The following is a 25,689-nucleotide window of genomic DNA, read 5'->3' as shown; positions in this document are numbered from 1 at the left end:
ATGAAGGGTACGAAGGCGATCATCACCGGGGCGACGCGCGGGATCGGCAACCGGATCGCCGAGCGGCTGCTCGAAGCGGGGGCGGACCTCGCCTTCTGCGCGCGCGACGGCGATGCGGTGGAGCAGTGCGAGAAGGAATGGACCGCCCGCGGTTTCCACGCAAAGGGCGCCGCGGTCGATGTCGGCGATGCAGAGGCCTATCGCGGATGGCTGGCCGAGGCCGCGCACTGGCTCGGCGGGTGCGATGCCTTCGTTCATAACGTGTCCGGCGGTGGCGGCGCGGGCGGCGACGAGAAATGGCGCGCCAATTTCGAGATCGACCTGATGGGCGCGGTGCGCGGGCTCGAAGCGCTCGAGGAGCATCTCGCGGCTGGCGGCGGTTCGGTCCTGTTCGTCTCCAGCACGGCGGGGCTCGAGACCTATCCCTTCGTCCAGCCCTACAACGTGATGAAGGCAGGGCTGATCGTCTATGCCAAGCAGATCAGCCAGGTGGTCGGCAAGAAGGGGGTGCGGGTGAACTGCATCTCGCCCGGCGCGACGATCTTTCCCGGCGGGAACTGGGAGAGGCACAAGGTGAACTATCCCGATTATTACGAGGCGACCGTGGCGGAAATCCCGTTCGGCCGGCTCGGCACGGCGGAAGAGGTCGCGGACGCCGCCGCGTTCCTGCTGTCGAAGCGCGCCTCGTGGATCACGGGGGTCAACCTGATCGTGGATGGCGGCCAGACGCGGCGCGTCTCGCTCTAACCGGCGATGCTCGCGCCGCCGTCGACGGGCAGGTCGATCCCGGTGATGAAGGCCGAATCCTCGCATGACAGGAACAGCACCGCCTTCGCCACGTCCTCGGGCAGCACGATCCGCCCCGTCGCCGCACCCAGCGGGTGGACCGCGACGCGGCGGGCGTAATTCGCCGCGCGCTCCCCTTCGCTCGCGCCGAGATTGGCCTCCATCATCGGCGTAAGCGTTGATCCCGGGTGGACCGCGTTCACGCGGACATATTCGCCTTTTTCCGCGAAGTGCAGCGCATAGGCTTTCGTCTGGGCGCGCAGCGACGCCTTGGCCGCGCTGTATGCGGGCAGCGCCGCGCTCGGCCTCAGCGCGAGGAGCGAGCCGACATTGACGATCGTTGCATGGCCCGATGCGCGCAGCAGGGGGGCCATGGCCTGCACCGAATGGAAGATGCTGTCGGCATTGATGCGCTGGAACCGCTCCCAGAATTCGGTGTCGATATGGTCGATGTCGCCCAGCCCCGAAATCCCGGCATTGTTGACCAGCACGTCGAGCCGTCCGTGGCGCCGCTCGATCGCCTCGGCCACCCGGTCCCAGTCGGTGCGTTCGCCCACGTCGAGCAGCGCCGCCCCGGCACTTTCGCCCAGTTCCCCGGCCAGTGCGAAGACGGCATCGCGCGAGACGTCGGCGCAGATCACCTGCGCGCCCTCGGCGACGAAGAGCCGCGCCACCGCCGCGCCGATCCCGCCCGCAGCGCCCGTCACGAGCGCGGTCCTCCCGGCAAGCTTCATGTCTCCCTCCGCAGGTCGCGATAGGGCCGGAACGCCGCCCACAGCAGGACGAAGGCGACCGGCGCCGCCACCGCGTTCACCCAGGCGAGCGAATAGCGCACGCCTTCGTGCCCGGTGAACAGCGCATCGTTGAACACCCCCACCACCAGCGGCCCCGCGCCCAGCCCGACGAGGTTGATGACCAGCATGTAAAGCGCGCTCACCTGCCCGCGCATCCGGTTCGGCGTCACCAGCTGGATCGCGGTCCCGGCCATCGGATAGGGCATGGTCGCCATCAGCATGGCGGGCGCGAACACCGCGAGCGCGAGTTCGCCCGTCGGCATCAGCGGGGCGAGCCCGCCGAACAGCGCGGTGCCGAGATAGCCCCAGGCCGCGACCTTCAGCGGTGCCTCCCGCACGCCGCGCGCGGTCATCCGGTCGCACAGCCAGCCCGCAAGCAGCGCCCCCGCAGGACCGAGCACGAGGTAGAGCGCGCCATAGGCGACCCCGATCTCGCCCGCCGACCAGCCATAGGCGCGGATGAACAGGGCCGGGGTCCACACTGTCGAGGCATAGCCCGACATGGTGATCATGCTGAACCCTGCGAAGACCAGCACCAGCGCGCGCCGTTGACCGGCAAGATGCGCTGCGACCTCGCGCATGGGGATCTTCGCCGCGTCCCGCCCGCCGCGCCGCTCCGGCTCCTTCAGCACCGTCATCAGCAGCACCGCGACCAACAGGCCGGGCGCGGCGACCAGCAGGAAGGTCCGCCGCCACGGCGCAAGCTCACCCAGGAACCCAGGCGCGTCCCACGCCGCCACCGCCGCGATCGCCACTCCGCCCGCGATATAGGCGAGCCCGATCCCGACGAAGGCAGTCATGGTGAAGACGCTCATCGCCCGCCCCAGGCGTTCGGGCGGGAACATGTCGGATATGATTGAATAGGCGGTCGGAACGACGCTCGCCTCGCCCGCGCCGACACCGATGCGGGCGACGAACATCTGGCCGAACGTGCGCGCAAGGCCCGAAGCGAGGGTGAACAGGCTGAAGACCGCAACGCCGATGGCGATGATCGGCTTTCGCGGGCCGTTGTCGACCAGCCGCCCGATGGGCAAGGCCATCGCGGTGTAGAACAGGCCGAAGGCGACGCCCTGCAACAGGCCGAACTGGGTGTCGTTGATCGCAAGGTCGCGCTGGATCGGCTCGACCAGCAGGTTGATCACGATCCGGTCGAGATAGGACAGGACATTGGCGAGCGCGAGGATCGCGAGCGCTGTCCATGCGAGCCGCTGTGCTGGCCATGGCCGAGCCTCGAGGAACCCGGCCTCGGCCTTCAAGCCGCGTCATCCTCTTGGCTCGCCCCGACCGCTTTGCGCAGCAGCGCGACGCCATCCTCGGTGCCGATCAGCAATTTCAGAAAACGCAGCATCGCGCCCACGCGCTCCTCGCGGTTGAAGGTGATGCCGTCCTGCTGCGCGACCCCTTCGAGAAGGAAGCGCACCACGTCGCGGCGCAGGTCGAATTCGACCTTGTCCGAAAGGTAGCGCGGGAACAGGCCCAAGGCCGCCTCGCGCCGGGCACGGTCGAAGGCGGCAAGAGCGGGCTCCATCAGCGCGCGCAATTCGGGATCGGTGCGCGAGGCCAGCGAAAGCTCGGTATAGGCCTCGAATTCGGGGGTCTGGAGCTGCTCCCAGGCGATATCGACCGCACGTTCGAGAAAGCCCTCGTCATGCGGCAGGCCCTCCATCGCGTTCGTGTACATGTCGATCCGGCGACGGGTAACGTGGCGGATGATCGCCTCGATCAGCTCGCTGCGCGATCCGAAATGGTAGAGCATGGCCGCGCGCGTGATCCCGGCCTCTTTCGCGACGCCGGTGGTCGACAGCTTCTTGTAACCGTCCCGCGCCAGCACGGCGACGCCCGCATCGAGGATTTTCAGCCGCGTGCGGCGCGACCGGTTGAATTCGCCCGAGGTCAGCGCGGCCGGGTCGGGCAGGCGGGTGATGTGGCCGTTTTCGGTTGTCTTCTTGTTGGTCATCGCTCGAATTCCAGGGGCAGTGAGGTCATGCCCCGTTGGTGGAAATTCGTGCGGAAGGGAAGGTCTTCCTCGGCGCAGGCGAGCCTGACCGAACGGTAGCGCGAGAGGATTTCGCCGAGCGCGACGCGCATTTCGAGCCGGGAAAGCGCCGCGCCGACACAGAAATGGATGCCATTGCCGAACGCCATGTGCGGCTTGGGCGGCCTGCGGTCGAGCTGCACGTCGCCCGCGCCCGCACCCCAGACGCGCGGGTCGCGATTGGCCGCGCCGAAACGGACGTGGAGCATGGTCCCGTCGGGTATGGTGTGCCCGCCCAATTGCTGGTCGCCCACCGCCTTGCGGAACTGGCCCTGGATCGGGCTGTCGAGGCGCAGGACCTCTTCAAGGAAGGGCGCGATCTTTTCTGGCTCGGCGCTCAGCCTTGCGTACAGCGCGGGATCGCGCGCGAGGCGCAGCAGTGCGAAGCCGAGGGTCGAAGTGGTGGTCTCGTTGCCCGCGACCATCAATTGGGTGAGGATCGAGAGAAGCTCGGGATTGCCCAGCCGCTCGCCATCGGGCCTTGTCGCATTGGCGAGAGCAGTGATGATGTCCTTGCCCTCCCCTCGGCGCCGCCCGTCGCACAGCGCGACCATGGCCCTGTGGCATTCGAGGGTGAGCTTCGCGATCTCGACCGCGCGTTCATCGCTGGTGAGGAAGCCGATCTCGTCGGCGAAAGCGTCGGACCAGCGTTTCACCGTGTCATCGCCAAGGTGCCGCATCCCGAGATATTCGCCGATCACCGAAACCGGCAGCGGAACCGCGAAATCGGGGAAGAAATCGCTGCGCCCGCCCTTATCATCAATCGCGTCCAGCAATTCCCCGATCCGCCCGGCGACGAAGGGCTCCATCAGTTTCAGGCGCCGCGGCAGGAAAAAGGGGCCGACGAGCTTGCGATAGTCGTCGTGATCGGGAGCATCGTTCTGGACCATTGTGAGAGCGAGCGGCCACCCCTGCGCCTTGATCTCCAGCACCTCCGCCGGAAGACCACCCTTTCGCATGGCGGCGCGGTCGGCGAAGCTGGAGAAACGCTGGTGATTGCGCATCACCTCTTCGGCGAGAGCGTAGTCGAGCACGAAGACGACGCCGGTTTCGGGTTCGGTCCATAGCGGCCCCGCCTCCTCGCGCATCGCGGCATAGGCTTCCCACGGCGCGCGCATGAAGCCCGCCGCGCGCGGTTTCATCTCGCCGGGGCGGGCTATGTCCTCAAGTGTTTCCAAGGCTCTTGTCCAGCTGCGCGTGGAAATGGCGGATGCGCGCTTCCTGATAGTCGCCCGTCACCGGCCCCTTGGTGCGCATCGTCTTCAGGCCCCGCTGGAGCGCGGCGAGATTGGCGGAATCCTCGTCGAACACGGTGCAGTATCCGCCAAGCTGGGGCGCTTCGTGAAGGCTCGCATCGGGTCCGACGACCTGCGGTTCGGGCACAGCCTCGGGGTCGCCGCCCGGGGCGACGAACATGATGTCCATGACGCTCATGTCAGGGTCCGTGCCGTGCGGGCGGAAGCGATAGACGAGATAGCTCCCCCAGCCCGCCCAGCACACGAGGTTGGGAAAGACGTGGTACTGGATCGTGTCGATCAGTTCGCAATCGGTCGCTTCGGCGGCATGGGGAACGCCCTGTTCCACCAGCGCCCTGCGCCGCGCCGCGCCGATCGCTTCGCGCGCGCTTTCGGCGCTGTCCGGCAGCGTCAGCGTGTCCGCCTCCTCTCCCAGCGCGGGGCGCATCCCGGCGCGGTAGACTTCCTCGTCGCTCATCGGCGCGATGTTCGGGCTGGCGAGCCCGCGCGGGGAGATCATCCGGGTGTGCGGCACGCCCTCCCACACATCGTATTGCGTGTTCGCATCGCCCAGATAGGGCGCGGCGCTCGAATGGGTTTCGGTGACGTGGAAGCTTTCGATGAACGCCTCCAATGCGATCTTCCAGTTGCAGCGATTGATCTTCTGGACGTGAACCACCTTGGTCCGCTCGGCGAGCGACCAGCCGCGCGTTTCATAGGCCGCGGCGACGGGGCCGAGAAAGTCCGCGAGGCTTTCATCGCACCCGTCCGGGCAGACAAAGACGAACCCGCCCCAGACGCCGACCTGTGCCTCGGGAAGCGCGAAATCGGCCTTGTCGACATGGGCGAAATCCCATTCGTTGACGATCCGCTTGCATGTCCCGTCTATGCCCCATGTGAAGCCGTGAAAGGGGCAGCGGAATTCGCTGGCCGTCCCGTCCGAATCGCGCAGTGCCCGGCCCCGGTGAAGGCAGGCGTTGAAGAAGGCCCTGACCGTGTTCCTGTCCGATCGGACCACGATCAGCGAGATGTCGGCGATCTCGTAGAGGATATAGTCGCCGATTTCGGGAATGTCCTCCAGCCGGCAGGCCATCTGCCATGTCCCGGGCCACAGGCGCGCATTTTCGAGCGCGGCGAAATCGGGATCGTAATAGCGCCGCCGGTCGATCGGCTTCGCCGGCACCGGGGCCTCGCCGCGCTCGGCGAGCACGGCGGGAACGGGGCGCTTCTCGCGCGCGAGCATCTGGTCGAGCGTCGGCTGCGGGGCCGTGGGCGAACGCTGGGGCATTTCAAACCTCTCCGCTCACCTTTTTACATACCTGTAAGAATCTTGCAAGACTCACAGGCGCACCCATACCTCCCCGTCCGCGATCCGAACCCGGTGCGTGCCGAGCGCCCGGCGCGTGGGCCCGGCCGTCGGAGCGCCGTCCGACAGGCGAAAGCGCGCGCCGTGAAAGGGGCAGGCAATCGCGCCGCCTCTCACCTGCCCCTGCGCGAGCGACTGGCCCGCATGGGGGCAGCGCGCATCCACGGCAAAGACATCCCCGCCCGAACGACACAGCAGCACCTCGCGCCCGCCCACCTCGACGGCGAGCGGGCGCGCGGACGAAATTTCCCCGACCCGCCCCGCGTGCTGCCAGCCCTCTTCGTCCATCGTGTCCCTTCGCCCCCTTGCCGCTCCCAAAAACGGGCATTTCGCAGCGATTGTGTCCGTGGGAACCTGCCTGCCCACCCGAGGCTCGACAAGCACCTTCCATTTTTTGATATGACTGTATAAAGTTTCGCCGCCAAGCAGGGATCACACGATATGCAGCTAGACCGCCCCACCCTCATCGAAGCCTATCGCCGGATGCGCCTCATCCGCGATTTCGAGGACAACGTGCAGGCCCAGTTCGAACAGGGCCGCATCCCGGGCTTCGTCCACCTTTATGCAGGGCAGGAAGCGAGCGCGGTGGGCGTGTGCCTCCACCTTTCGGACGAGGATTACATCGGATCGACCCATCGCGGCCACGGCCATTGCATCGCTAAGGGCTGCGACGTCACGGGCATGATGAAGGAGATCTTCGGGCGCGAGGGCGGGCTGTGCCGGGGCAAGGGCGGATCGATGCACATCGCCGATCTCGACAAGGGGATGCTGGGCGCGAACGCGATCGTCGGCGGCAATCCGCCGCTCGTCGTGGGCGCGGCGCTGACGGTCAAGACCAAGGGCCTGCCGCATGTCGCCGTGTCGTTCACCGGCGATGGCGGATCTAACCAGGGGACCACGTTCGAGGCGATGAACCTTGCCGTGGTGCTGAACCTGCCCGCGATCTTCGTGTTCGAAAACAACGGTTACGGCGAGGGGACGGGCGTTTCCTACGCGGTCGGCGCGGACAGCATCGCCGATCGCGCGGCGGGTTTCGGCATGCCGGCCAAGGCAGTCGACGGGCGCGATTTTTTCGCCGTGTTCGAAGCCGCGCGCGAGGCCATCGAACGCGCCCGCACCGGCGGCGGCCCCAGCGCGATCGAGGTCACCTGCATGCGCCAGCACGGCCATTTCATCGGCGACGCGCAGGCCTATCGCAGCCGCGAGGAACTCGAACGCGTGCGCGCCGACGATCCGCTGCGCCTGTTCCGCGAGCGCGTGACCGGCGAAGGCCGGCTCGACGCTCCCGATCTCGACGCGGTGGACGCCGAATGCGCCAAGGCCATCGCCGACGCCATCGAGGCCGCCGAAAGCGCCCCCGTCCCCTCAGAGGACGAACTCACCACCGACGTCTACGTCTCCTACTGAAAAGGCGAGGAAAGCAATGCCCCGCAAGACCTACCGCCAGGCGATCAACGAAGCGCTCGATTGCGAAATGGCGCGCGATGACACCGTCATCGTCATCGGCGAGGACATCGCCGGCGGCGCGGGCGGCAGCGGCGAGGACGATGCCTATGGCGGCGTGCTCGGCGTGACCAAGGGCCTCGTCGGCAAATACGGACGCGCGCGCGTGATCGACACGCCGATCACCGAAAGCGCGATCATGGGCGCCGCCGCAGGCGCCGCCTCGACCGGCCTTCGCCCGGTGGCCGAATTGATGTTCGTCGATTTCCTCGGCGTGTGCTTCGACCAGATCTTCAACCAGGCGGCGAAATTCCGCTACATGTTCGGCGGCAAGGCCAGAACGCCGCTCGTCATCCGCTCGATGATCGGTGCGGGGATGAGCGCGGCGGCGCAGCATTCGCAGGCGCTGCACCCGATCTTCACCCACATCCCGGGCCTCAAGGTGGTGATGCCGTCCAACGCCTATGACGCGAAGGGCCTGCTGATCCAGGCGATCCGCGACGACGACCCGGTGATCTTCCTCGAACACAAGGCGCTCTACGACACGCAGGCAGAAGTGCCGGACGAGGCCTACGCCATCCCCTTCGGCGAAGCGGAATTCGTGACCGAGGGGGACGATGTCACGATCGTCGCCTTTTCCGCCATGGTCGCGCGCGCGAAGGCGGTGGCCGAGGAACTCGAAAGGGACGGGATCGAAGTCGAACTGATCGACCCGCGCACGACCTCGCCGCTGGACGAGGAGGCGATCCTCGAATCGGTCGAACGCACCGGGAGGCTGGTGGTGGTCGACGAAGGCTCGCCCCGCTGCGGCATGGCCGCAGACATCGCCGCGCTGGTCGCCTCGAAGGGCTTCGCGCACCTCAAGGCGCCGGTCGCGATGGTCACCCCGCCGCACACGCCCGTCCCCTTCGCGCCCAATCTGGAAGCGGCCTATCTGCCGTCGAACGAGCGCATCGCCGCAGCCGTGCGCAGCGTTCTCGGCGAAACCGTCCCGGCGGAGTGACGCGCATGGCGGAACTCACCGCGCTCACCATGCCCAAATGGGGCCTGTCGATGGAGGAAGGCACGCTTGCCTCGTGGCACCTCGCCGAAGGCGACGCGGTGAGCGAGGGCGCGGAGATCGCGGACATCGAGACCTCGAAACTGCTCAACACGCTGGAAGCCCGGTCGCCGGGAACGCTGCTGCGGCTGGTCGCGCAGGAAGGCGAGACGCTGCCCTGCGGCGCGCTGATCGCGGTGCTGGGCGAGGCAGGAACGGACGCGGAGGCGGTCGAGGCCTTCATCGCCTCGTTCGAGGCGGTCGAACCCGATGCCACAGAAGCGGACGAGGCATCGGCCCCGGCCTTTCGCACGGCCGAGGTGGACGGGCTGACCCTGCGCTATGCCGAGGCCGGCGCGGGCGCGGAAACCGTGCTCCTGCTCCACGGCTTCGGCGGGGACAGCGGCAACTGGATGTTCGTGAGCGAGGACCTGGCGCGCGACCACCGCGTGATCGCGCTCGACCTGCCGGGCCATGGCGGCTCGGACAAGGCGCTTCCCGGCGACGGCAGCCTCGAGGACATCGCAGCGCTGGTGCGCGGCTTCATCGCGGGCGAAGGGCTGGGCGCGGTCCATCTCGTCGGCCATTCCGTCGGCGGCGCGGTGGCGGAACGGGTAGCGGCCTCGTGCGAAGCCCGCTCGCTCACGCTCATCGCCCCGCTCCTGCCCGGCTGCGCTCTGAACCGCGCATACATCGCTGATTTCACCGAGGCGAAGCGCAAGCGGGAACTGCGCGAAGTGCTCACCCGGCTCGTCGCCGACGCCGAGGCGATTTCGCGCGACATGGTCGAGGACGTGCTGCGCTACAAGCGGCTCGACGGGGTCGCCGAGGCGCTGGCAAGGCTGGGCGAGGTCGCCGGGGACATCGCGGACGCAGACCCGCGCGCGCCCGCGATGCCCGCTCTGGCGATCTGGGGCGAGGCCGACCGCATCATCCCTCCGCCCTCCGGCGGCAAGGTTGGCAAGGGCTCCACGGTGGAGATCGTCGCGGGCGCGGGCCACCTGCCGCATCTCGAACGGGCCGCCGAAACCGCGCGCCTCGTCCGCGCGAACATCGCGGGCGAGAGGCCTTAGGAGTACAGCGGCTTTCCCTAGCCGGACGGCGCAGGGAATTAAGGGGGCGTGGCCTATCACGCCATCGCGGCCGCCCGCTGCGGCTTGCCGGATGATGGACATGTAAGGAGCCCCCGCCTTGCCGGGCTTTGTTCCCGAGGAAACGCGGCGCGCTTGCCGTGAGAAGCACATTCATATCAATCCGGAGGTGCAATTCGGCTTCGGGCGGCCCAAGGCGATCCTGCTCGAAGCGCCGTGCGAGGTCCGCAAGGGCGCCTACGACATCGACGCCATCGGGGCTTATACCTATCTCGGCGGGAGGGCGACGCTGATGCGGCATGTCTCGGTCATCGGGCGGTTCTGCTCGATCGCCAGCAACATCGTGGCGGGACAGGTCGAGCACCCGACCGACCAGCTGACCACGGCGGGCGTGCTGACCCATCCGAAATGGAAATGGGGCTGGGGCCTCGAGCCCTTCCACGCCCGCAACCGCGCGATGATCGCAAGGGCGCTGGAGGCGGAGGAGCGATCGCTCGCGCACCGTTTGGGCAAGATCAGGATCCGCAACGACGTGTGGATCGGCGAAGGCGTCTTCATCCGCCGCGGGGTCACGATCGGCGACGGCGCGGTCGTGGCATCGCGCTCGGTCGTGACATCGGACGTGCCGCCCTACGCGATCGTCGGCGGCGCTCCTGCAAGGGTCATCCGCTACCGCTTCGACCCAGCCACGATCGAGAAGCTGCTCGAACTCCAGTGGTGGGCCTATGGCATCAACGCACTCGAGGGGGTGAACTTCACCGACATCGCGCAGGCGCTGGAGAGAATCGAGGAGAACATCGCGAACGGGGCCGCGCTCTACACGGGCTTCATGCATTCGATCGACGAGGACATGGCCGCGCGAGAAGTCGCGTTCGATCCGGCTTCGGGCGAGCTCTATTACGCCTGAGGACGCATCCCTAACCGCGTGGGTCGATCCGCGCGGGCCGAACCGCGCGAAACAGAGCGCAGGGACGGCTGGATGCCCCGTGAGGATTCGAACCTCAATTGACGGAGTCAGAGTCCGTAGTCTTACCATTAGACGACGGGGCATCATCGCGCCGCCCCGGTGACGGGCCGACGAACGAGCGCGCTCCCTAGTTTTGCGTGGCCGCAAGGTCAAGGGGGGACGGGCGAGGCAGGAGATGGTCCCTCCCGCGCCCCGGCGCAAGACCCCTCGCTTGCCCTGCCGCGCGACTTGGGTTAGCTCTGCAGGTAGGTTCCCGCAGCATTTGGCCGTGCGGGTGAGACAAGAAGAAGATCAAGACCATGGCGGATACCGTGCCGCCGGACGACGACAGGAGAGCTGGTAACCAAAGGGGCGCCAAGTCCGGCACTGTAGCCGATCCACGCTACGCCCGCTCCTTCCAGCCCGACGAGCGAACCGAGCGCCTCTCGCGGGGCCGCTTGGGTCAAGGTCGCAACCCCGACAGCAATGCGAACGATGCCGGTCCCTCCCGCCGGGGAAACGCCCCCGGCAGGTCAGCGCGACCCGACGCATTCGCGCGCGGGCCGGCCCGGGGCTCGCCGTTTCGCGGCGAGGCCTATGCCGCGCTCGATCTGGGCACCAACAATTGCCGCCTGCTCATCGCCCGCCCGTCGGGCCGGGATTTCACCGTGATCGACGCCTTCAGCCGGGTGGTGAAGCTGGGCGAAGGTCTTGCGACCACCGGTCGCCTGTCGGATCAGGCGATGGACCGGGCGCTCGGCGCGCTGTCGATCTGCGCCGACAAGCTGCGCCGCCGCAATGTCCGCCTCGCCCGATCGGTCGCGACGGAGGCCTGCCGCCGGGCGGAGAACGGGGCGGATTTCATCGAGCGCGTCCGGCGCGAAACCGGAATCGCGCTCGACATCATCAGCGCCGAGGAAGAGGCCCGGCTCGCCGTGCTGGGCTGCCACATCCTGCTCGAGGCCGGCGAAGGTCCGGCGATGATCTTCGATATCGGCGGCGGATCCACCGAGCTTGTCCTGCTCGAGGCGGGCGATGCCGAAGGGCGCCGGGTGCCGCGCATCCTCGACTGGCAATCGGTGCCCTGGGGCGTGGTCTCGCTGACCGACACGGTCGGGCACGATGACGGGCTGGAATGCGAGGCCGGCCGTGCCGCGCGGCTGGCACGATACCGGCGCATGCGCGAACTCGTAGGCGACAGCTTCGCAGATTTCGCCGAACGGATCGGGGAGGCCCCGCGCGCTTCCGACATTCGCCTGCTCGGCACAAGCGGAACGGTGACGACGCTCGCCAGCCTTCATCTCGAACTGCCGCATTACGACCGCAAGGCGGTGGACGGCCTGATCGTCTCCTCGCACGACATGCGCGCGATCAGCACGCGGCTTTCCGGCATGTCCCCGGCGGAGCGCAGCACGCTGCCGTGCATCGGCAATGACCGCGCCGATCTCGTCGTCGCGGGCTGCGCCATCCTCGAGACGATCCTCGACCTGTGGCCCGCCGCGCGGCTGGGCGTCGCCGACCGGGGTATCCGCGAGGGCATCCTGCGCAGCCTGATGGCGGCCGAACGGCAGGGCGAACGGGCGCTCAAGAAGCTGCGCGAAAGACCGCAAGGGTGAGCCGCTCGGGCCGCGATCCCGACCGCCGGGTGAAAACCGCGCGTGGGCGCAAGGTGTCCTCGACGCGGTGGCTCGAGCGGCAGCTGAACGACCCCTATGTCCAGAAGGCCAGGGCCGAAGGCTATCGCAGCCGCGCGGCCTACAAGCTGATCGAGCTCGACGAACGCTTTGCGCTGCTGAACGGCGTCAGACGCGTGGTCGATCTCGGCATCGCGCCGGGAGGATGGGCGCAGGTGGTTCGCAAGAAGGCGCCCAAGGCCGAGGTGGTCGGGATCGACCTGCTCCCGGTCGAGCCGATCGATGGCGTGACGATCTTCGAGATGGATTTCATGGCCGATGACGCGCCCGCAGCGCTCGCACAGGCGCTGGGCGGGCCGCCCGATCTCGTCCTGTCGGACATGGCGGCGAACACGGTAGGGCACAAGCAGACCGACCACCTGCGGACCATGGCGCTGGTCGAAGCGGGCGCATGGTTCGCGGTCGAGACGCTGGACAAGGGCGGCGCTTTCGTCGCCAAGGTGCTGGCAGGCGGAACCGACGCCGAATTGCTGGGTCTGCTCAAGCAGCATTTCAAGACGGTCAAGCACGCCAAGCCGCCCGCGAGCCGCAAGGGTTCGTCCGAGTGGTATGTCGTCGCGCAAGGCTTCAAGGGCCGCGGCTGATCCCTTCGGGGAGTTTCAAGCAGCGCGCCCGACAGCTCGCCCGGAAACAAAAAAGGGGCGCGAAATCCGCGCCCCTTCCATGAAATCGGTTCGTGGGAAAGATCAGCCTTCCGCCGTCTCCGCCGGAGCTTCGGCCTCGGTCCCTTCCTCGGTGGCAGCGCCTTCTTCCGCGCCCTCTTCAGCCGGAGCGGCCTCTTCCTCGGCCGGAGCCTCGGGTTCGGGCTTTGGCGGCGCGCCGCCATTCGCCGCGAGATAGGCCATCACGTTCGCGCGGTCCTCGATGCTGCCGAGACCGGCAAAGCTCATCGACGTGCCCGACGCGAAATTGCGCGGCGCGGCGAGCCATTCGCTCATGTTTTCCCACGTCCATTCGCCGCCCTTGTCCTTGAGCGCGGACGAATAGTTGAAGCCCGGAGCGTTCGAAGCGATCGGCTTGCCCATCACGCCGTGGAGATTGGGGCCGACGCCATTGGGGCCGCCCTGCTCGACATTGTGGCAGGACTGGCATTTCTGGAAGACCTTGGCGCCCGCCTCGGGGTCGGCGTCGACGAGAACCTGCGCGAGGGTCGGCCCGGCATCCGCCGCGCCTTCTTCCTCGACGCCCTCGACCACGTATCCCATCTGTTCGGTGGGCAGGTCTTCCGCGTCATAGCCGTGGAAATACTTGTCGCTGAGGACGGACAGGCCGAGGCCGACGATACCGGCGAACAGGACCCAGCCCGCCGCGGTGTTGAACAGGTCGCTTGAGCCCGATTCGGTCGTGCCCGAAGCCGCGCCCGTCGCCTGGTTGTTGGTGTTGTCTTGTGCCATTGCGCGCGTCCCTTACTGTTGCCCTCGTCCCCGCGCAAGGGCCATGGCGGCATCAAGACTTGCAGCTTTTGCAAGCAGGCTTGTGAGGCCTGTCAAGGGGGGCTAGCAGGGGCCTTGTCATGCACAGTTTCCCCGGACCCGCCATTGCCCTCGTCGATCGCCTGCGCGAAGCCGCCGGGGCCGATCCGGCGCGCGCGATCGCCTTTCAGGGTTCGCCCGGCGCCAATTCGCACCGCGCCGCCACGGAAGCCCGGCCCGAGGCCCTGCCGCTGCCATGCTTCAGCTTCGAGGACGCGCTCGAGGCGGTGAAGGACGGGCGCGCCGGGCAGGCGATCATCCCGATCGAGAATTCGCAGCACGGGCGCGTCGCCGACATCCATTTCCTGCTGCCCGAAAGCGGCCTGTCGATCGTCGGCGAATATTTCATGGAAATCCACCACGCGCTGATGGCGAAGGGCCCCGGCCCGTTCGAGGCCGCCTACAGCCACCCGCAGGCCCTCGGCCAGTCGCGCCTGTTCCTGCGGGAACGCGGGATCGTGCCGCTTTCCCATGCCGACACGGCCGGCGCGGCGGCATTTGTCGCGGAAAGGAACGATCCCAAGATCGCTGCCATCGCCCCCGCAATCGCGGCGGAGCTTTACGGGCTCGACATCATCGAGGAGCGGGTCGAGGACAGCGCGGACAACATGACCCGCTTCGTCGTGCTCGCCGCCGATCCGCTCGATCCGGCCGATCTCGTCGGCACGGAAGCGATCACGACCTTCGTCTTCGAGGTCCGTAACATCCCCGCCGCGCTCTACAAGACGCTGGGCGGGTTCGCCACGAACGGCGTCAACATGACCAAGCTGGAATCCTACCAGAAGGGCGCTAGCTTTTCGGCGACCATGTTCTACGCCGATATCCACGGCGCGCCGGGCGATCCGGCGGTCGATCGCGCGCTCGAGGAATGCGCCTATTTTTCCAAGGAATTGCGCATTCTCGGAACCTACCGCCAGGGCCGCAAGCGGGGCTGAGGCGGGCCTTCGGCAAAACTCGCAGCAACAATTGTTGCCTTGGGTTCGCCTGCATGCCACCAATCCGCAGGCATGATCGGCGCGGCGCAGACGTTTCCCTCTTCGGCACAGGATACGGGTGGGGCCGCCGGCCCCGCCGGGACCGTGACCGATCCTGACGCCGTCGCCCCGGAAGGCTGGGAGAAGCTGCGCGAGGCCGGCGATATTCAGTTCGCCCCGGTGGACATCCCCGACATCCCCCCGCCCGAGCCGACCTGGTTCAGCCGCGCGATCGACGCGCTGCTCCAATTTCTCGGGACGATCCTCCAGCCGGTCGCAGGGTTCATCGCCAATTTCTGGTGGCTGTTCGCCATCGCGGCTGCCGCGCTGGCGCTCTATTTCCTCGCCCGGCTCTACGGCCCGCTCGCCCGCACCGCGCGCGCTTCGGCGGCGACGGGAGCGATTGCGGACGCGCCCGACTGGCGCCCGGACGAGAGCGAGAGCCTCGCCCTGCTCGAGGATGCCGACCGCCTCGCCGCCGAGGGCCGTTTCGACGAGGCGACGCACCTCCTGCTGATGCGCAGCGTCGGCCAGATCGCCGCCGCGCGGCCCGACTGGGTCGAACCCTCCTCGACCGCGCGCGAACTCGCCGCCCTGCCGGCCCTGCCCGACGCCGCCCGCGCCGCCTTCCGCGTTGTCGCCGACCGGGTCGAGCGCAGCCTGTTCGCGCTGAGATCGCTCGATCGCGCTGACTGGGAAGCGGCGCGCGCGGCCTATGCCGAATTCGCGCTCGCGAAGCTCGATGGAAGGCATGCGGCATGACCGGGCCCGCGATCACCGCGCCCGGACCGTCGGGCCGAGCTTCCTCGCCCTTCGGCAAGGGCACGGTCTTCGCGGTGCTGGTGACCGGCTTCGTCGCCTTCCTCGCCCTGCTCTGGTTCATCTCGGCGGGGGACACCGGAGGCGACCGGGAGAATGACCGCGCGGCGCATGCCGCCTCGGTCGGTCTGAACGGCTATGCCGGGCTTGTCCTCCTGCTCGAGGCGGAAGGCCACGAGGTCGAGCTGTCGCGCAGCCCGTCCGATCTCCAGACGTTCGACCTCCTCGTCATTGCTCCTTCGCCCTATGCCGACCCAGAGGAGATCGGCGCGCTGCTCGAAGCGCGGCAGGACACCGGGCCGACCCTGGTCCTGCTGCCGAAATGGCAGGCGAACACGGTGCCCGACCGGGCACCGGAGAAGATCCGCAAGCTTTTCAGGGAAGGCTGGGTCGCGCTCGGCATGGCGATGGAGACGACCTGGACCGACGACCTTCCCGCGCCCTACACTTTCGAAACCGCGCTCGACCGGCTTGAAGACGGGGATAGCGCCGCCTGGCAAGGCTTCGGCTACGAGGGCGAACTGCCCGCCCGCACGGTCAAGCATGCGATGCAGAAGGACACGATCGAGCCGCTCGTCACCGATGCGGCCGGTCATGTGCTCGCCTTCAACGTGCTGGGCGAGGAAGGCAGCGATTTCTACGAGGACGCGCACTGGACCGTCGTCGTGGCCGAACCCGACCTCGTCAACAATTGGGGCCTTGCGGACCCGGCGCGCGCGGCGGCGGCGCTCGCACTGGTGCGCGAGGCGGGCTATGGCGAGGACACGCGGGTGGTGTTCGACCTCACGCTCAACGGTTTCAGCGGGGCGCAGAACCTTCTTTCGCTCGCCTTCCGGCCGCCTTTCCTCGCCGCGACATTGTGCCTGATACTCGCGCTCGTCATCGTCGGCTGGCGCGCCTTCATGCGCTTCGGCGCGGCCGCCGCGAATGCGCCCGAGATCGGTTTCGGCAAGCAGCGGCTGGTCAGGAACGGTGCGGGTCTGATCGTGCGGGCGAAACGGATGCGGCTGCTGGCGGCGCCCTATGCCGCGCTCGCCCGGCGCCGCGTCGCCCGCGCGCTCGGTCTGAAGCGCGCCGACGATGCGGCGATCGATGCCGCGCTTGCCCTTCGCCTGCCGGACGAGCCGTCCTTTTCCGCCCGCGCCGACACCCTGCGCGCCGCCGAGGCCCCCGACGACATCCTGCGCGCCGCAAGGGCGCTCGACGAACTTGCAAGGAAGCTGACCAAATGAGCATGACTCTCGAAGAACTGCGCGGCCTCGCCGATGCGATCCGCGCCGAAGTCGCCAAGGCGATCGTCGGGCAGGACGACATGGTGGACCGCCTGCTCGAAGCGCTGGTGGCGCAGGGGCACGTATTGCTCGAAGGGCCTCCCGGCACGGCCAAGACATTCCTCGCGCAGAGCTTCGCAACCGCGCTTGGCCTCGATTTCGGGCGCATCCAGTTCACGCCAGACCTTTTGCCGGGCGACATTCTGGGTTCCAACCTGTTCAATTTCCAGACCAGCCAGTTCACGCTCACGCGCGGGCCGATCTTCTGCGACCTCCTGCTCGCCGACGAGATCAACCGCACCCCGCCCAAGACGCAGGCCGCCCTGCTCGAGGCGATGCAGGAACGCCGCGTGACGCTGGACGGAGAGACGCACGGCCTCGCCGATCATTTCATGGTGGTCGCAACCCAGAACCCGATCGAGAACCAGGGCGTCTATCCCCTGCCCGAAGCGCAGCTCGACCGGTTCCTGTTCAAGCTGCTCGTGCCCTATCCGGACGAGGCGGAGGAAGCGCGGATCGTGATGGATTACGGCAAACGGCAGGGTCCGCAGCGGCCCGCCGATCTCGGGGTGGCCGCCGTCGCCGATCCCGCGCGCCTCGCGCAGCTTTCCTCCGCCCTCGACCATGTCATCGTGGCCGAGGAGATCACCCATTACGTCGTCCGGCTGGTGCGCGCAACGCGGGACCATGCCGAACTGTCGGTCGGAGCGTCGCCGCGGGCCGCGGTGATGCTAGCCCATGCCGCCCGCGCCCGCGCCGCGCTGCAGGGCCGGGCCTATGTCATTCCCGACGACGTCAAGGCCTTGGCCGTCCCGGTCCTGCGCCACCGGCTGACCCTGTCGCCCGCAGCCGAGATCGAGGGGCGCGAGATGGAAACGCTGGTCGCCGAACTGGTCGAGGCCACCGAGGCACCGCGTTGAGCAGATGAGCCGCATCCGCGCATTCCTGGCCCGCCTTTTCGGCTGGCTCCCGGCCCTGCCGATCGTGCCCACGGTGCGGGCGGCATGGGTCATTGCGGGGCTCGCGCCGGTCGCGCTGCTGATCGCTTCGGCGTCTCCCGGCGCATGGGTGATCGCACCCGCCGCCGCGCTCGCGCTCATCGTACTGGTCGTGCTCGACGGACTGGTCGCGGGCGCCTGCGCCCGGCATGAGGTCACGGCGCCCGCGGACACCGAGGTCGGCCGGCCCTGCGTGATCGAGGTTCACGCGATGCTGCGCCGCAATGCGGGGCGGCCCGAGGCGGCGCTCGAATTCGATCCCCGGCTCGGCCTTTCCGGGCGGGCCGAACTCGCGCTCCTGCGGGGCCAGCAGGGCGGCGTGTTCTCGGGCGCGCTCGAAACCGTGCCCGAGCGGCGCGGCACGGCTGCCGTCAATCGCCTGTGGCTGCGCTGGAGCGGGCCGCTCGGCCTCGGCGCGCGGCAGGTCTCGCAACCCCTCGAAACCGAAATCCGGATCTGGCCCGACCTCTCGCCCGTCCGGTCGAAGGAGTTCCAGACATTCCTGCGCGATGAACGCAGCGGCCTCATCGCCCGGCGCATCCGCGGCGAGGGGACCCAGTTCGAAGCATTGAGCGAATACGAAGCGGGCATGGACCGCCGCCGGATCGACTGGAAGGCGAGCGCGCGGCACAACCACCTGTATGCCCGCGAGAACGAGAGCGAGCGCAACAACCAGATCGTCTTCGCCTTCGATTGCGGGCAGGCCATGTGCGAGCCGGTCGACGGCCTGCCGCGGATCGACCGGGCGGTCTCCGCCGCGCTCACCTGCGCCTATGTCGCGCTCAAGGGCGGCGATCGCACGGCACTGTTCGGTTTCGCCCGCAGCCCGCAGCTGATGACCCCCTTCGTGAACGATTCGCGCGGTTTCACCCGGCTGCAGAGCGCTGCAGCCGCGCTCGACTACGAACCGGTCGAACCCAACTTCACCCTCGCCCTAGCCACGCTGACCGCCAAACTGCAGCGCCGGTCGCTGATCGTGCTGTTTTCCGATTTCACCGATCCGACCGCGGCCGAACTGATGGTGGAGAGCATTTCGCGGCTCGTGAGGAAGCACCTCGTCCTGTTCGTCACCTTCGCCGACAGCGAGCTTGACGCCTTCATCGGGCAGGAGCCGGGCGACATCGACACTCTTGCCCGCTCGGTCACCGCCGACACGCTCGCGCGCCAGCGCAGCCTTGTCCTCGAGCGCCTGCGCCGGATGGGCGTCGACGTGATCGAAGCGCCGTGGGAGACGATCGGCTTCGATCTCATCGACCGCTACCTCGCGATCCGCGGACGGGAGGCGATCGGATGAAGGCGCCGGAGCTGGGATCGTGGTTCTCCCGAAAGGAGGTCGAGGCGCCCGCCGACATCGCCAGCGCGACGCTGCGCTCGGACCGTTTCCGGCTCGAGCGCGAAGGCGACTGGCGACGGCTCGAGGCGATCGTCGCACGGATGGAAAAGGGCGGTCTGAAGCGCGTCGATGACGAAGACCTGCTCGCTCTGCCGACGCTCTACCGGACCGCCGCCTCCTCGCTCTCGGTCGCGCGCGAGACCTCGCTCGATGCCGCGACGCTGACCTATCTCGAAAGCCTCGTCCAGCGCGCCTGGTTCCAGGTCTACGGGCCGAGGCTGGGCCTGTTCTCCTGGCTGCGCGAATTCCTCATGGGCGGATGGAGCCGCGCGGTGCGCGAAATCTGGCTCGACCTGTCGATCGCGCTGTTCGTCATGGTCTCGGGCGCGATCGTCGGCTGGCTTCTGGTCGCGCAGGATACCGAATGGTTCTACCGCCTCGTTCCCACCGGCCTCGCCGACAATCGCCGCCCGGGCGCAAGCCGCGAGGAATTGATGGATACACTGGGCATAAAGGACGGGGGCGAGGGGCTGTCGACCTTCGCCGCCTTCCTTTTCAGCAACAATGCCGGCGTGTGCATCCTCGCCTTCGCTTTGGGGTTTGCCTTCGGCATCCCATCGCTGATGCTGCTGGTGCACAACATGGCCATGCTCGGCGCATTCCTGTGGCTGTTCGCGAGCGCGGGGCTGGGCGTCGAATTCGCGGCCTGGCTTTCGGTCCATGGCACGACGGAGCTGTTCGGCATTCTCCTTGCGGGTGCTGCGGGGCTGCATATCGGGCGCTCGATGGCGTTTCCGGGGACGCGCAGCCTGCTCGCCGCCGCGTCGCAGAGCGGGCGGCGCGCGGCAGTGGTGATGGTCGGCGTCGTCATCATGATGATCGTCGCGGCCTTCCTCGAAGCCTTCCCGCGCCAGCTCGTGGGCAGCAGCGCAGGACGCTTCGCGATCGGCGGGATCTTCCTCGCCTTCTGGCTCGCCTATTTCTTCCTGTTTCGCCGCGATGGCGGCGCTGAGGCCGAACCATGAGCGCCGCAGCCGTCGACATGCACGCCGGTCCCGAAGCGAAACGCCGCCGCACCATGATCACGCCCGAAGGGCTGGCTCTGCCGATCACGGTCGCCTCGCGCGGAAGCCGGGTGGGCGCGCTGGTGCTCGATTTCATCATCGTCATCACCGCGATTTTCGCCATCCAGCTGGTCTTCGGCCTGCTCTTGTGGGCGGTGCTGGGCGCGGGTTTCGACGGCACGGAAGGGTCGATCCCGGCAGCGGGCGAATTCGTGCTCATCCTCGCGATCCTGCTGATCTTCGCCGCGCGTTACGGCTATTTCCTCGCCTTCGAACTGTCCCCTCGCGGCGCCACGCCGGGCAAGCGCGCGGTCGGCATCCGCGTCGCGGCGAGAGGCGGCGGCAGGCTCACCCCCGAAGCGGTGATCGCGCGCAACCTGATCCGCGACATCGAACTGTTCATGCCTATCCTCTTCCTGCTGCTTGCGCCGTCGGGCGAACAGGGCAATGCGGGGATCGCAGGCCTTGTATGGTTCGGGATCTTCATGGCCTTCCCCTTCTTCAACAAGGACGCGCTTCGTGCGGGCGACGTGATCGCGGGGACCTGGGTGGTCGAAGCGCCGCGCACCCGGCTCGCCGGGACGCTGTCCACGCAGGGCGCGGCGGCGAGCGAGGGGACCAGCACGCTTACCGGCGCGCGCTACCAGTTCGGGGAAGAGGAATTGTCGGTCTACGGCGAGCGGGAATTGCAGACCCTCGAACGCATCCTGCGCGAGGACCAGGGCGAAGCGCTTTCGGCGGTCCACGCGACGATCTGCCGCAAGATCGGCTGGGATCCGGGTGCGGGCGACGAGCGCGCCTTTCTCGAAGCCTTCTATGCCCAGTTGCGCGCGAAGCTCGAAAGCGACATGAGATTCGGCAAACGCAAGGCGGACAAGTTCTCATGACCTGCTTCGCGATCGCCCGCGACGACCTGACTAGCCCGGATGTGCTGGACCTCCTGCGGCTGCACCTCGACGAGATGCATAGCTGGTCGCCCGCCTGCAAGGTCCACGCGCTCCCGCCCGAAAAGCTGCGCGCGCCGGACGTGACCTTCTACGCGCTGCGCGATGGCGACCGGCTGGCCGCGGTCGGGGCGCTGAAGGTGCTGGGAGAGGGCCGCGGCGAATTGAAGTCGATGCGCGCCGCCCCTGACTATCGCGGGCGCGGGGCGGGCCGGGCGCTGCTCGAACACCTGATCGCCGAGGCGCGGACGCGCGGCCTCATCTGGCTCGGGCTGGAGACCGGACGGACCGTCCCCTTCCTCCCCGCACTCAGGCTTTACGAAAGCCACGGTTTCGCCGAAAGCACCGGCTTCGGGGATTATGTCCCGGACGAATTCAGCCTGTGCATGGAGCTCCATCTGTGACGATCGATCGACGGTTCTTCATCGGCGGGGCGGCTGCCTTGGGGCTTTCGGCCTGCGTTCCGCCCGACCAGAGCCCGCTGGGGCGGATGCAGGCGACCTTGCGCCTGATCGAGGCGAAAGCGGGCGGGACGCTGGGCGTCGACATCTACGACACGCAGACGGGCGTATCGGTCGGCCTCAACCGCGACCGGCGGTTCGGCCATTGCTCCTCGTTCAAGCTGTCGCTGGCGGCGATGGTGCTGGCGCTCGACGCGGCGGATGAGATCGACGCGAGCCGCCGCGTGACGTGGACGAAGGACGATCTCATGTTCGTCTCGCCCTTCACCGAAAAGCGGCTGGCCGAAGGCGCGAGCCTGCTTGAACTGGCCGAATACACCCAGAAATATTCGGACAACACGGCGGCCAACGTGCTGCTGCGCGAACTGGGCGGGCCGGCGGCGCTGACCGGATTCTGGCGGAGCATCGGGGACGGGGTCAGCCGGCTCGACCGGACAGAGCCCGAACTGAACAACCAGCCCGTCACCGAATATCGCGACACCACGACGCCCGCCGCCATGGCCCGCACCGTAGCGAAGCTGCTCTATGGCGACGTCCTGCCCGAGCCGAGCGAGGCGCTGCTGCGGCAATGGATGATCGACACGCCCACTGGCGCGCGGCGCGTGCGTGCGGGCCTGCCCGAAGGCTGGGTCGCAGGGGACAAGACGGGCACCTCGATCTGGCCGGGCATGGGCTCGCTCTATGTCGACATCGGCTTCGCCCGCCCGCCCGAGCATCCGCCGATCACGTTTGCGACCTATTACCGGGCGCGCGAAACGCATGACGGGATGGACCCGGCCAGCGAAGCCGCGCTCGCCAGCGTCGGCGAGGTGATCGAGGATTTCGCGGAGCGCGGGCAGAGCATCCTGCCGTTCTGATGCATTCTCAGTGATCGGGCGTGTTCGACGCGCCTGCTTCTACGTCCCCGCCGAAGATCGCGACCTCGCTCATGCCGGTGCTGTCTGCGCGGCCGCGATACATTCCGGTGGTGTTGAAGCTGAACAGCGCGTGGCCTTCGGGCGTGACGAGGATCACCCCGCCATCGCCGCCGAGCTGCTTGACCTCGGCCATGACTGCGTCGGAGATACCCTGCGCATAATCCTGCTGATCGAGCCATTCGCGATGCTGTCCTCCGCTTGCGAAAGCCGCCTGCGCCTTCAGCATCCGCAGCCGCGTGCAAATCTCCTGCGCCACGCCGACACGGATGAAGTACTCCCCCCACCCCGTCGCCGAGACCGCGCACGAGCGATTGTCCGCATAGGTCCCCGCGCCGATCACCGGCGCGTCGCCGATCCGGCCCCAGCGCTTGCCGGTCATGCCCCCGGTCGAAGTGCCCGCGGCGAGGTTGCCCTCCATGTCGAGCGCCACCGCGCCGACGGTTCCGAACTTCGTATCGACATCGAGCGCGGAGAGCGCCTCGGCCTTCATCCGCTCGAGCGATTCGCGGCGGGCCGGGGTCGCGAAATATTCGGGCGGAGCGGTCTCGATATCCTGTGTCGCCGCGAATTGCTCAGCGCCCTCGCCCATCAGAAAAACGTGTTCGCTTTCGGTGCGCACCGCGTCGGCGAGGAGGATCGGGTTCTTTATGGTCGTAACGCCCGTCACCGCGCCAGCGCTGCGGTCGCGGCCGTCCATGATCGAGGCGTCGAGCTCGTTCTTGCCTTCCCAGGTGAACACCGCGCCCTTGCCGGCATTGAACAGCGGCGAATCCTCCATCGGAATGATCGCGGCCTTCACCGCGTCCATCGCGCTGCCGCCGCTCGCGAGCACCTTCGCCCCCGCAGCGAGCGCCTGCTGGAGCGCGGCCTCGTATTCGGCGCGGCGTTCAGGCGTCATCATCGTGGGATCGAGCGTCCCTGCACCGCCATGGATCGCGATCGACCATTCCGGTTTATCGTGGTTCTCCGCAGCGAGCGGCGCGGAGAGAGCGAAAAGCGCGGCGAGCGCTGCAAACATGGCCTTTTTCATGGGTTGCACGCCTAGCCCAAAGCTGCGCATCAAGCCAAGGCGCGAATTGGGGAGGAACCGCGATGGCCTACGACAGGAATACGACCACCGACGAGGTACTGGAGGGCACGGACCTGTCGGGCCGGACCTATTTCGTCACCGGGGGCAATTCGGGGCTGGGCCGGGAATCGGGCCGCGCGCTCGCCGCGAAGGGCGCGCATGTCGTCCTTGCCGGGCGCAACCCTGCAAAACTGGGCGATGCGGCGGATGCGATCCGCTCGGCCACGGGCAGCGATCGGGTCGAGACGATTGCCTGCGACCTCGCCGACCTTGAGAGCGTGCGCGCCTGCGCCGAGGAAGCGCGCGAGCGGTTCGAGGCGATCGACGCGCTCATCAACAATGCGGCGGTCATGGCCTGCCCGTTCGAACACACATCTGACGGGTTCGAAATGCAGTTCGGGACCAACCATCTCGGCCATTTCGCGCTCACCGCCGGGCTGATGCCGCTGATTGAGTCCGCGGCGGGCCGACCCGGCAGCGGGCGCATCGTTAATTTGTCGAGCCGCGCGCACCAGATGACCGGGGGCGATCTGGACGATCCGCATTTCGAGCGGCGCGAATACGAGCCATGGGCAAGCTACGGCCAGTCCAAGACCGCCAACGTCCTGTTCACGGTCGAACTCGAAAACCGCTACGCGGGCCGGGGCATCCATGCCTATGCGGTCCATCCCGGCGGGATCGACACCAATCTCGGGCGGCACCTGACCGAGGAAATGGCCCAGGGTCTGATGCAATATCTGAGCGAGAGCGACCCCGACTATTCGTGGAAGTCTATCCCGCAGGGCGCGGCCACGAGCGTCTGGGCGGCGACCAGCGATGCACTCGAGGGGCGCGGCGGGTTCTATTGCGAGGATTGCGGCGAGGCCGAGATCGACGCCGAGGCGACCGATCACGGCGTGCGCCCCTATGCGCTCGACCCGCAGTCGGCCGCGCGGCTGTGGGAGATGAGCGAGCGCATGACGGGCGTGAGCTACCCGGTCTAGCTTTCGAGAAAGTCCTTCATCAGGCCGAACACGTCCTTCGCCTCGCGCGTCGGCGTGATCGCCATGAAGACATGCGGCGCACCCTCGTATTCGTAGAGCTTCGAGTCCACGCCCGCATCGCGCAACTTGCCTGCGAAAGTGCGCGAATCGACAATGAAGAGGTCGTGCCGCCCGGTCCAGATGCGGGTCGGGGGAAGCTGCGCGAGCTGGTCGGCAGGCGTGTAGAGCGGGCTGCATTCCGGGCTCGCCGGGTCGCGGCCATCCGCATAGATCTCGCCCGTCGCGCGCAGCGTGCCGATCTTGAGCATGACGTCATGCGGCTCGACCGCGCGCATCGCCTCGTCGCGCATGGTGAGGTCGAGCCACGGCGCGAACAGCGCTAGCCGGCCCGGCTGCGGCCCTCCGGCACGCGCCAGCCTCAGCGCCAGGGCGAGCGCCATGTGCCCGCCCGCGCTGTCGCCCGACAGCACGATCCGCTCGGGCGCGTGGGTCATCGCAAGCTCGGCGAAACAGGCATCGGCGAGCGCGTCCTGCACGCTTGCCGAGGCTTCGGGCACGACCTTGTACAGTGGCAGGGTGATCGACAGGGAGCAGGTCTCGACCAGCGCCGCGGCGAGCGGCCAGTGCACGTCGAACATCGGCAGCACGAAGCCGCCGCCGTGAAAATAGAGCATGTGCCATTCGCCCGGCCCGCTTTTCGGATGGAGCGTCACGACCTCCTGCCCTTCAAGAGTGCGCCGTTCGACGATGAAGCGCTGTTCGAACTTGGCGGGCATCGGCGCGTCGCGCGGGCAATCGCGCTGGCTGAGCTTTTCGCGGAAACCTTCGGGGCTGTGCGGGAATACGGGCTTCCTGCGCTTCATCAGCCAGACCACCGCCCGCATGAGGAAACTCGCGCGCGCTCTGCGCAGTTCGGCCGTCAATCCCTCAAGCATGGCATGTCTCCCTTTTCCGC

Annotated in this window: 26 protein-coding genes and 1 tRNA gene; 17 read left to right on the top strand and 10 right to left on the bottom strand. The window is 67.9% G+C overall.

All coding sequences use genetic code 11. From position 1 onward, the window contains the following. Entirely contained in the window at positions 1–747 is a 747-nt protein-coding gene (locus tag Ga0102493_RS02890; RefSeq protein ID WP_161490035.1) for an SDR family NAD(P)-dependent oxidoreductase, read from the top strand. Here the strand turns inward: Ga0102493_RS02890 and Ga0102493_RS02885 are convergent. From Ga0102493_RS02885 to Ga0102493_RS02860, 6 genes are read right to left on the bottom strand one after another with little or no spacing between them, the layout of a single operon-like run. After that, entirely contained in the window at positions 744–1,520 is a 777-nt protein-coding gene (locus tag Ga0102493_RS02885) for an SDR family NAD(P)-dependent oxidoreductase (RefSeq protein WP_034905472.1), read from the bottom strand. The genes Ga0102493_RS02890 and Ga0102493_RS02885 overlap by 4 nt on opposite strands. Then, positions 1,517–2,836: a spinster family MFS transporter gene (locus tag Ga0102493_RS02880; RefSeq protein WP_051698264.1), complete on the bottom strand. Its 1,320-nt coding sequence runs from the start codon at positions 2,834–2,836 to the stop codon at positions 1,517–1,519. Before Ga0102493_RS02880 ends, Ga0102493_RS02885 begins: the two co-directional genes overlap by 4 nt. Beyond that, a complete protein-coding gene (locus tag Ga0102493_RS02875) occupies positions 2,833–3,537 on the bottom strand; it encodes a TetR/AcrR family transcriptional regulator (protein WP_034905470.1) in 705 nt (234 codons plus the stop codon). Before Ga0102493_RS02875 ends, Ga0102493_RS02880 begins: the two co-directional genes overlap by 4 nt. Then, positions 3,534–4,793 carry a cytochrome P450 gene (locus tag Ga0102493_RS02870; RefSeq protein WP_150132404.1) on the bottom strand — a complete coding sequence of 420 codons (1,260 nt, stop codon included), beginning with the start codon at positions 4,791–4,793 and terminating at the stop codon, positions 3,534–3,536. Before Ga0102493_RS02870 ends, Ga0102493_RS02875 begins: the two co-directional genes overlap by 4 nt. Next, entirely contained in the window at positions 4,780–6,138 is a 1,359-nt protein-coding gene (locus tag Ga0102493_RS02865; protein WP_034905468.1) for an aromatic ring-hydroxylating oxygenase subunit alpha, read from the bottom strand. Before Ga0102493_RS02865 ends, Ga0102493_RS02870 begins: the two co-directional genes overlap by 14 nt. Positions 6,139–6,189: 51 nt before the next feature. Continuing rightward, on the bottom strand, positions 6,190–6,504 hold the full coding sequence (locus Ga0102493_RS02860; protein WP_034905466.1) for a Rieske (2Fe-2S) protein: 315 nt from the start codon (positions 6,502–6,504) through the stop codon (positions 6,190–6,192). 153 nt (positions 6,505–6,657) lie between these two features. Here Ga0102493_RS02860 and Ga0102493_RS02855 point away from each other — a divergent pair, with 153 nt between their 5' ends. The 4 genes from Ga0102493_RS02855 to Ga0102493_RS16505 all read left to right on the top strand — a co-directional run bounded on the left by Ga0102493_RS02855 (position 6,658) and on the right by Ga0102493_RS16505 (position 10,696). Beyond that, positions 6,658–7,623 (top strand): thiamine pyrophosphate-dependent dehydrogenase E1 component subunit alpha, encoded by a 966-nt coding sequence (locus Ga0102493_RS02855; protein WP_034905464.1) that lies wholly within the window; start codon positions 6,658–6,660, stop codon positions 7,621–7,623. A 16-nt stretch (positions 7,624–7,639) separates the two neighbouring features. Further along, on the top strand, positions 7,640–8,662 hold the full coding sequence (locus Ga0102493_RS02850) for an alpha-ketoacid dehydrogenase subunit beta (RefSeq protein WP_034905462.1): 1,023 nt from the start codon (positions 7,640–7,642) through the stop codon (positions 8,660–8,662). A 5-nt stretch (positions 8,663–8,667) separates the two neighbouring features. Then, positions 8,668–9,771: an acetoin dehydrogenase dihydrolipoyllysine-residue acetyltransferase subunit gene (locus tag Ga0102493_RS02845; protein ID WP_034905460.1), complete on the top strand. Its 1,104-nt coding sequence runs from the start codon at positions 8,668–8,670 to the stop codon at positions 9,769–9,771. A gap of 118 nt (positions 9,772–9,889) precedes the next feature. Beyond that, complete coding sequence (locus tag Ga0102493_RS16505) at positions 9,890–10,696, top strand: CatB-related O-acetyltransferase (RefSeq protein WP_051698259.1); 807 nt, start codon at positions 9,890–9,892, stop codon at positions 10,694–10,696. A gap of 69 nt (positions 10,697–10,765) precedes the next feature. Here the strand turns inward: Ga0102493_RS16505 and Ga0102493_RS02835 are convergent. Continuing rightward, positions 10,766–10,839, bottom strand: a tRNA-Gln gene (locus Ga0102493_RS02835). 216 nt (positions 10,840–11,055) lie between these two features. Here Ga0102493_RS02835 and Ga0102493_RS02830 point away from each other — a divergent pair. Further along, on the top strand, positions 11,056–12,351 hold the full coding sequence (locus Ga0102493_RS02830) for a Ppx/GppA phosphatase family protein (RefSeq protein WP_034905458.1): 1,296 nt from the start codon (positions 11,056–11,058) through the stop codon (positions 12,349–12,351). Next, positions 12,348–13,013 carry an RlmE family RNA methyltransferase gene (locus Ga0102493_RS02825; protein ID WP_034905456.1) on the top strand — a complete coding sequence of 222 codons (666 nt, stop codon included), beginning with the start codon at positions 12,348–12,350 and terminating at the stop codon, positions 13,011–13,013. The genes Ga0102493_RS02830 and Ga0102493_RS02825 overlap by 4 nt, the downstream gene beginning before the upstream one ends. A 102-nt stretch (positions 13,014–13,115) precedes the next feature. Here the strand turns inward: Ga0102493_RS02825 and Ga0102493_RS02820 are convergent, their stop codons facing one another. Then, positions 13,116–13,823, bottom strand: a complete 708-nt coding sequence (locus tag Ga0102493_RS02820) for a c-type cytochrome (RefSeq protein WP_081845723.1) — start codon at positions 13,821–13,823, stop codon at positions 13,116–13,118. Between the two features lie 119 nt (positions 13,824–13,942). On the opposite strand from Ga0102493_RS02820, the gene Ga0102493_RS02815 reads away from it, so the two are divergent. Genes Ga0102493_RS02815 through bla form a run of 9 tightly spaced genes read left to right on the top strand, consistent with a single transcriptional unit; the run spans position 13,943 to position 22,622 of the window. Then, on the top strand, positions 13,943–14,836 hold the full coding sequence (locus Ga0102493_RS02815) for a prephenate dehydratase (protein WP_034905454.1): 894 nt from the start codon (positions 13,943–13,945) through the stop codon (positions 14,834–14,836). Between the two features lie 39 nt (positions 14,837–14,875). Continuing rightward, positions 14,876–15,637: a hypothetical protein gene (locus Ga0102493_RS02810; RefSeq protein WP_236922281.1), complete on the top strand. Its 762-nt coding sequence runs from the start codon at positions 14,876–14,878 to the stop codon at positions 15,635–15,637. Beyond that, the gene (locus tag Ga0102493_RS02805) at positions 15,634–16,926 is read left to right on the top strand and encodes a DUF4350 domain-containing protein (protein WP_051698257.1); all 1,293 of its coding nucleotides are present in this window, start codon (positions 15,634–15,636) and stop codon (positions 16,924–16,926) included. Before Ga0102493_RS02810 ends, Ga0102493_RS02805 begins: the two co-directional genes overlap by 4 nt. A gap of 2 nt (positions 16,927–16,928) precedes the next feature. Beyond that, the gene (locus Ga0102493_RS02800) at positions 16,929–17,885 is read left to right on the top strand and encodes an AAA family ATPase (RefSeq protein WP_034905561.1); all 957 of its coding nucleotides are present in this window, start codon (positions 16,929–16,931) and stop codon (positions 17,883–17,885) included. A gap of 4 nt (positions 17,886–17,889) precedes the next feature. Beyond that, entirely contained in the window at positions 17,890–19,257 is a 1,368-nt protein-coding gene (locus tag Ga0102493_RS02795; RefSeq protein ID WP_051698254.1) for a DUF58 domain-containing protein, read from the top strand. Then, positions 19,254–20,321 (top strand): stage II sporulation protein M, encoded by a 1,068-nt coding sequence (locus Ga0102493_RS02790; protein WP_034905452.1) that lies wholly within the window; start codon positions 19,254–19,256, stop codon positions 20,319–20,321. The genes Ga0102493_RS02795 and Ga0102493_RS02790 overlap by 4 nt, the downstream gene beginning before the upstream one ends. Then, positions 20,318–21,247 (top strand): RDD family protein, encoded by a 930-nt coding sequence (locus Ga0102493_RS02785; RefSeq protein ID WP_034905450.1) that lies wholly within the window; start codon positions 20,318–20,320, stop codon positions 21,245–21,247. Before Ga0102493_RS02790 ends, Ga0102493_RS02785 begins: the two co-directional genes overlap by 4 nt. Further along, complete coding sequence (locus tag Ga0102493_RS02780; RefSeq protein ID WP_034905448.1) at positions 21,244–21,708, top strand: GNAT family N-acetyltransferase; 465 nt, start codon at positions 21,244–21,246, stop codon at positions 21,706–21,708. Before Ga0102493_RS02785 ends, Ga0102493_RS02780 begins: the two co-directional genes overlap by 4 nt. Continuing rightward, complete coding sequence (gene bla, locus Ga0102493_RS02775) at positions 21,705–22,622, top strand: class A beta-lactamase (protein ID WP_034905446.1); 918 nt, start codon at positions 21,705–21,707, stop codon at positions 22,620–22,622. The genes Ga0102493_RS02780 and bla overlap by 4 nt, the downstream gene beginning before the upstream one ends. 7 nt (positions 22,623–22,629) lie before the next feature. Here bla and Ga0102493_RS02770 read toward each other — a convergent pair whose 3' ends face one another. Then, the gene (locus tag Ga0102493_RS02770) at positions 22,630–23,712 is read right to left on the bottom strand and encodes an isoaspartyl peptidase/L-asparaginase family protein (protein ID WP_081845722.1); all 1,083 of its coding nucleotides are present in this window, start codon (positions 23,710–23,712) and stop codon (positions 22,630–22,632) included. A 62-nt stretch (positions 23,713–23,774) separates the two neighbouring features. Here Ga0102493_RS02770 and Ga0102493_RS02765 point away from each other — a divergent pair, with 62 nt between their 5' ends. Then, positions 23,775–24,734, top strand: coding sequence for an SDR family NAD(P)-dependent oxidoreductase (locus Ga0102493_RS02765; protein ID WP_034905445.1), 960 nt, complete (start codon positions 23,775–23,777; stop codon positions 24,732–24,734). Here the strand turns inward: Ga0102493_RS02765 and Ga0102493_RS02760 are convergent. Next, entirely contained in the window at positions 24,731–25,669 is a 939-nt protein-coding gene (locus Ga0102493_RS02760; protein WP_034905443.1) for an alpha/beta hydrolase fold domain-containing protein, read from the bottom strand. The genes Ga0102493_RS02765 and Ga0102493_RS02760 overlap by 4 nt on opposite strands. Between the last annotated feature and the right edge of the window lie 20 nt (positions 25,670–25,689).

The sequence above is a fragment of the Erythrobacter litoralis genome (assembly GCF_001719165.1).
GTDB classification, from domain to species: domain Bacteria; phylum Pseudomonadota; class Alphaproteobacteria; order Sphingomonadales; family Sphingomonadaceae; genus Erythrobacter; species Erythrobacter litoralis.
The sequence above is the reverse complement of the archived record's forward strand: the minus strand, read 5'-3'. Positions and strand labels throughout refer to the sequence as shown.

What these genes read in the sequence shown, in the direction of transcription:
- Ga0102493_RS02795 (WP_051698254.1), top strand. Translation starts at nt 17,890, where the DNA reads ATGAGCCGCATCCGCGCATTCCTGGCCCGCCTTTTCGGCTGGCTCCCG.
- Ga0102493_RS02855 (WP_034905464.1), top strand. Translation starts at nt 6,658, where the DNA reads ATGCAGCTAGACCGCCCCACCCTCATCGAAGCCTATCGCCGGATGCGC.
- Ga0102493_RS02875 (WP_034905470.1), bottom strand. Translation starts at nt 3,537, where the DNA reads ATGACCAACAAGAAGACAACCGAAAACGGCCACATCACCCGCCTGCCC.
- Ga0102493_RS02815 (WP_034905454.1), top strand. Translation starts at nt 13,943, where the DNA reads ATGCACAGTTTCCCCGGACCCGCCATTGCCCTCGTCGATCGCCTGCGC.
- Ga0102493_RS02780 (WP_034905448.1), top strand. Translation starts at nt 21,244, where the DNA reads ATGACCTGCTTCGCGATCGCCCGCGACGACCTGACTAGCCCGGATGTG.
- Ga0102493_RS02770 (WP_081845722.1), bottom strand. Translation starts at nt 23,712, where the DNA reads ATGAAAAAGGCCATGTTTGCAGCGCTCGCCGCGCTTTTCGCTCTCTCC.
- Ga0102493_RS02820 (WP_081845723.1), bottom strand. Translation starts at nt 13,823, where the DNA reads ATGGCACAAGACAACACCAACAACCAGGCGACGGGCGCGGCTTCGGGC.
- Ga0102493_RS02830 (WP_034905458.1), top strand. Translation starts at nt 11,056, where the DNA reads ATGGCGGATACCGTGCCGCCGGACGACGACAGGAGAGCTGGTAACCAA.
- Ga0102493_RS02790 (WP_034905452.1), top strand. Translation starts at nt 19,254, where the DNA reads ATGAAGGCGCCGGAGCTGGGATCGTGGTTCTCCCGAAAGGAGGTCGAG.
- Ga0102493_RS02865 (WP_034905468.1), bottom strand. Translation starts at nt 6,138, where the DNA reads ATGCCCCAGCGTTCGCCCACGGCCCCGCAGCCGACGCTCGACCAGATG.
- Ga0102493_RS02765 (WP_034905445.1), top strand. Translation starts at nt 23,775, where the DNA reads ATGGCCTACGACAGGAATACGACCACCGACGAGGTACTGGAGGGCACG.
- Ga0102493_RS02800 (WP_034905561.1), top strand. Translation starts at nt 16,929, where the DNA reads ATGACTCTCGAAGAACTGCGCGGCCTCGCCGATGCGATCCGCGCCGAA.
- Ga0102493_RS02760 (WP_034905443.1), bottom strand. Translation starts at nt 25,669, where the DNA reads ATGCTTGAGGGATTGACGGCCGAACTGCGCAGAGCGCGCGCGAGTTTC.
- Ga0102493_RS02890 (WP_161490035.1), top strand. Translation starts at nt 1, where the DNA reads ATGAAGGGTACGAAGGCGATCATCACCGGGGCGACGCGCGGGATCGGC.
- Ga0102493_RS02805 (WP_051698257.1), top strand. Translation starts at nt 15,634, where the DNA reads ATGACCGGGCCCGCGATCACCGCGCCCGGACCGTCGGGCCGAGCTTCC.
- Ga0102493_RS02860 (WP_034905466.1), bottom strand. Translation starts at nt 6,504, where the DNA reads ATGGACGAAGAGGGCTGGCAGCACGCGGGGCGGGTCGGGGAAATTTCG.
- Ga0102493_RS02885 (WP_034905472.1), bottom strand. Translation starts at nt 1,520, where the DNA reads ATGAAGCTTGCCGGGAGGACCGCGCTCGTGACGGGCGCTGCGGGCGGG.
- Ga0102493_RS02785 (WP_034905450.1), top strand. Translation starts at nt 20,318, where the DNA reads ATGAGCGCCGCAGCCGTCGACATGCACGCCGGTCCCGAAGCGAAACGC.
- Ga0102493_RS02850 (WP_034905462.1), top strand. Translation starts at nt 7,640, where the DNA reads ATGCCCCGCAAGACCTACCGCCAGGCGATCAACGAAGCGCTCGATTGC.
- Ga0102493_RS02845 (WP_034905460.1), top strand. Translation starts at nt 8,668, where the DNA reads ATGGCGGAACTCACCGCGCTCACCATGCCCAAATGGGGCCTGTCGATG.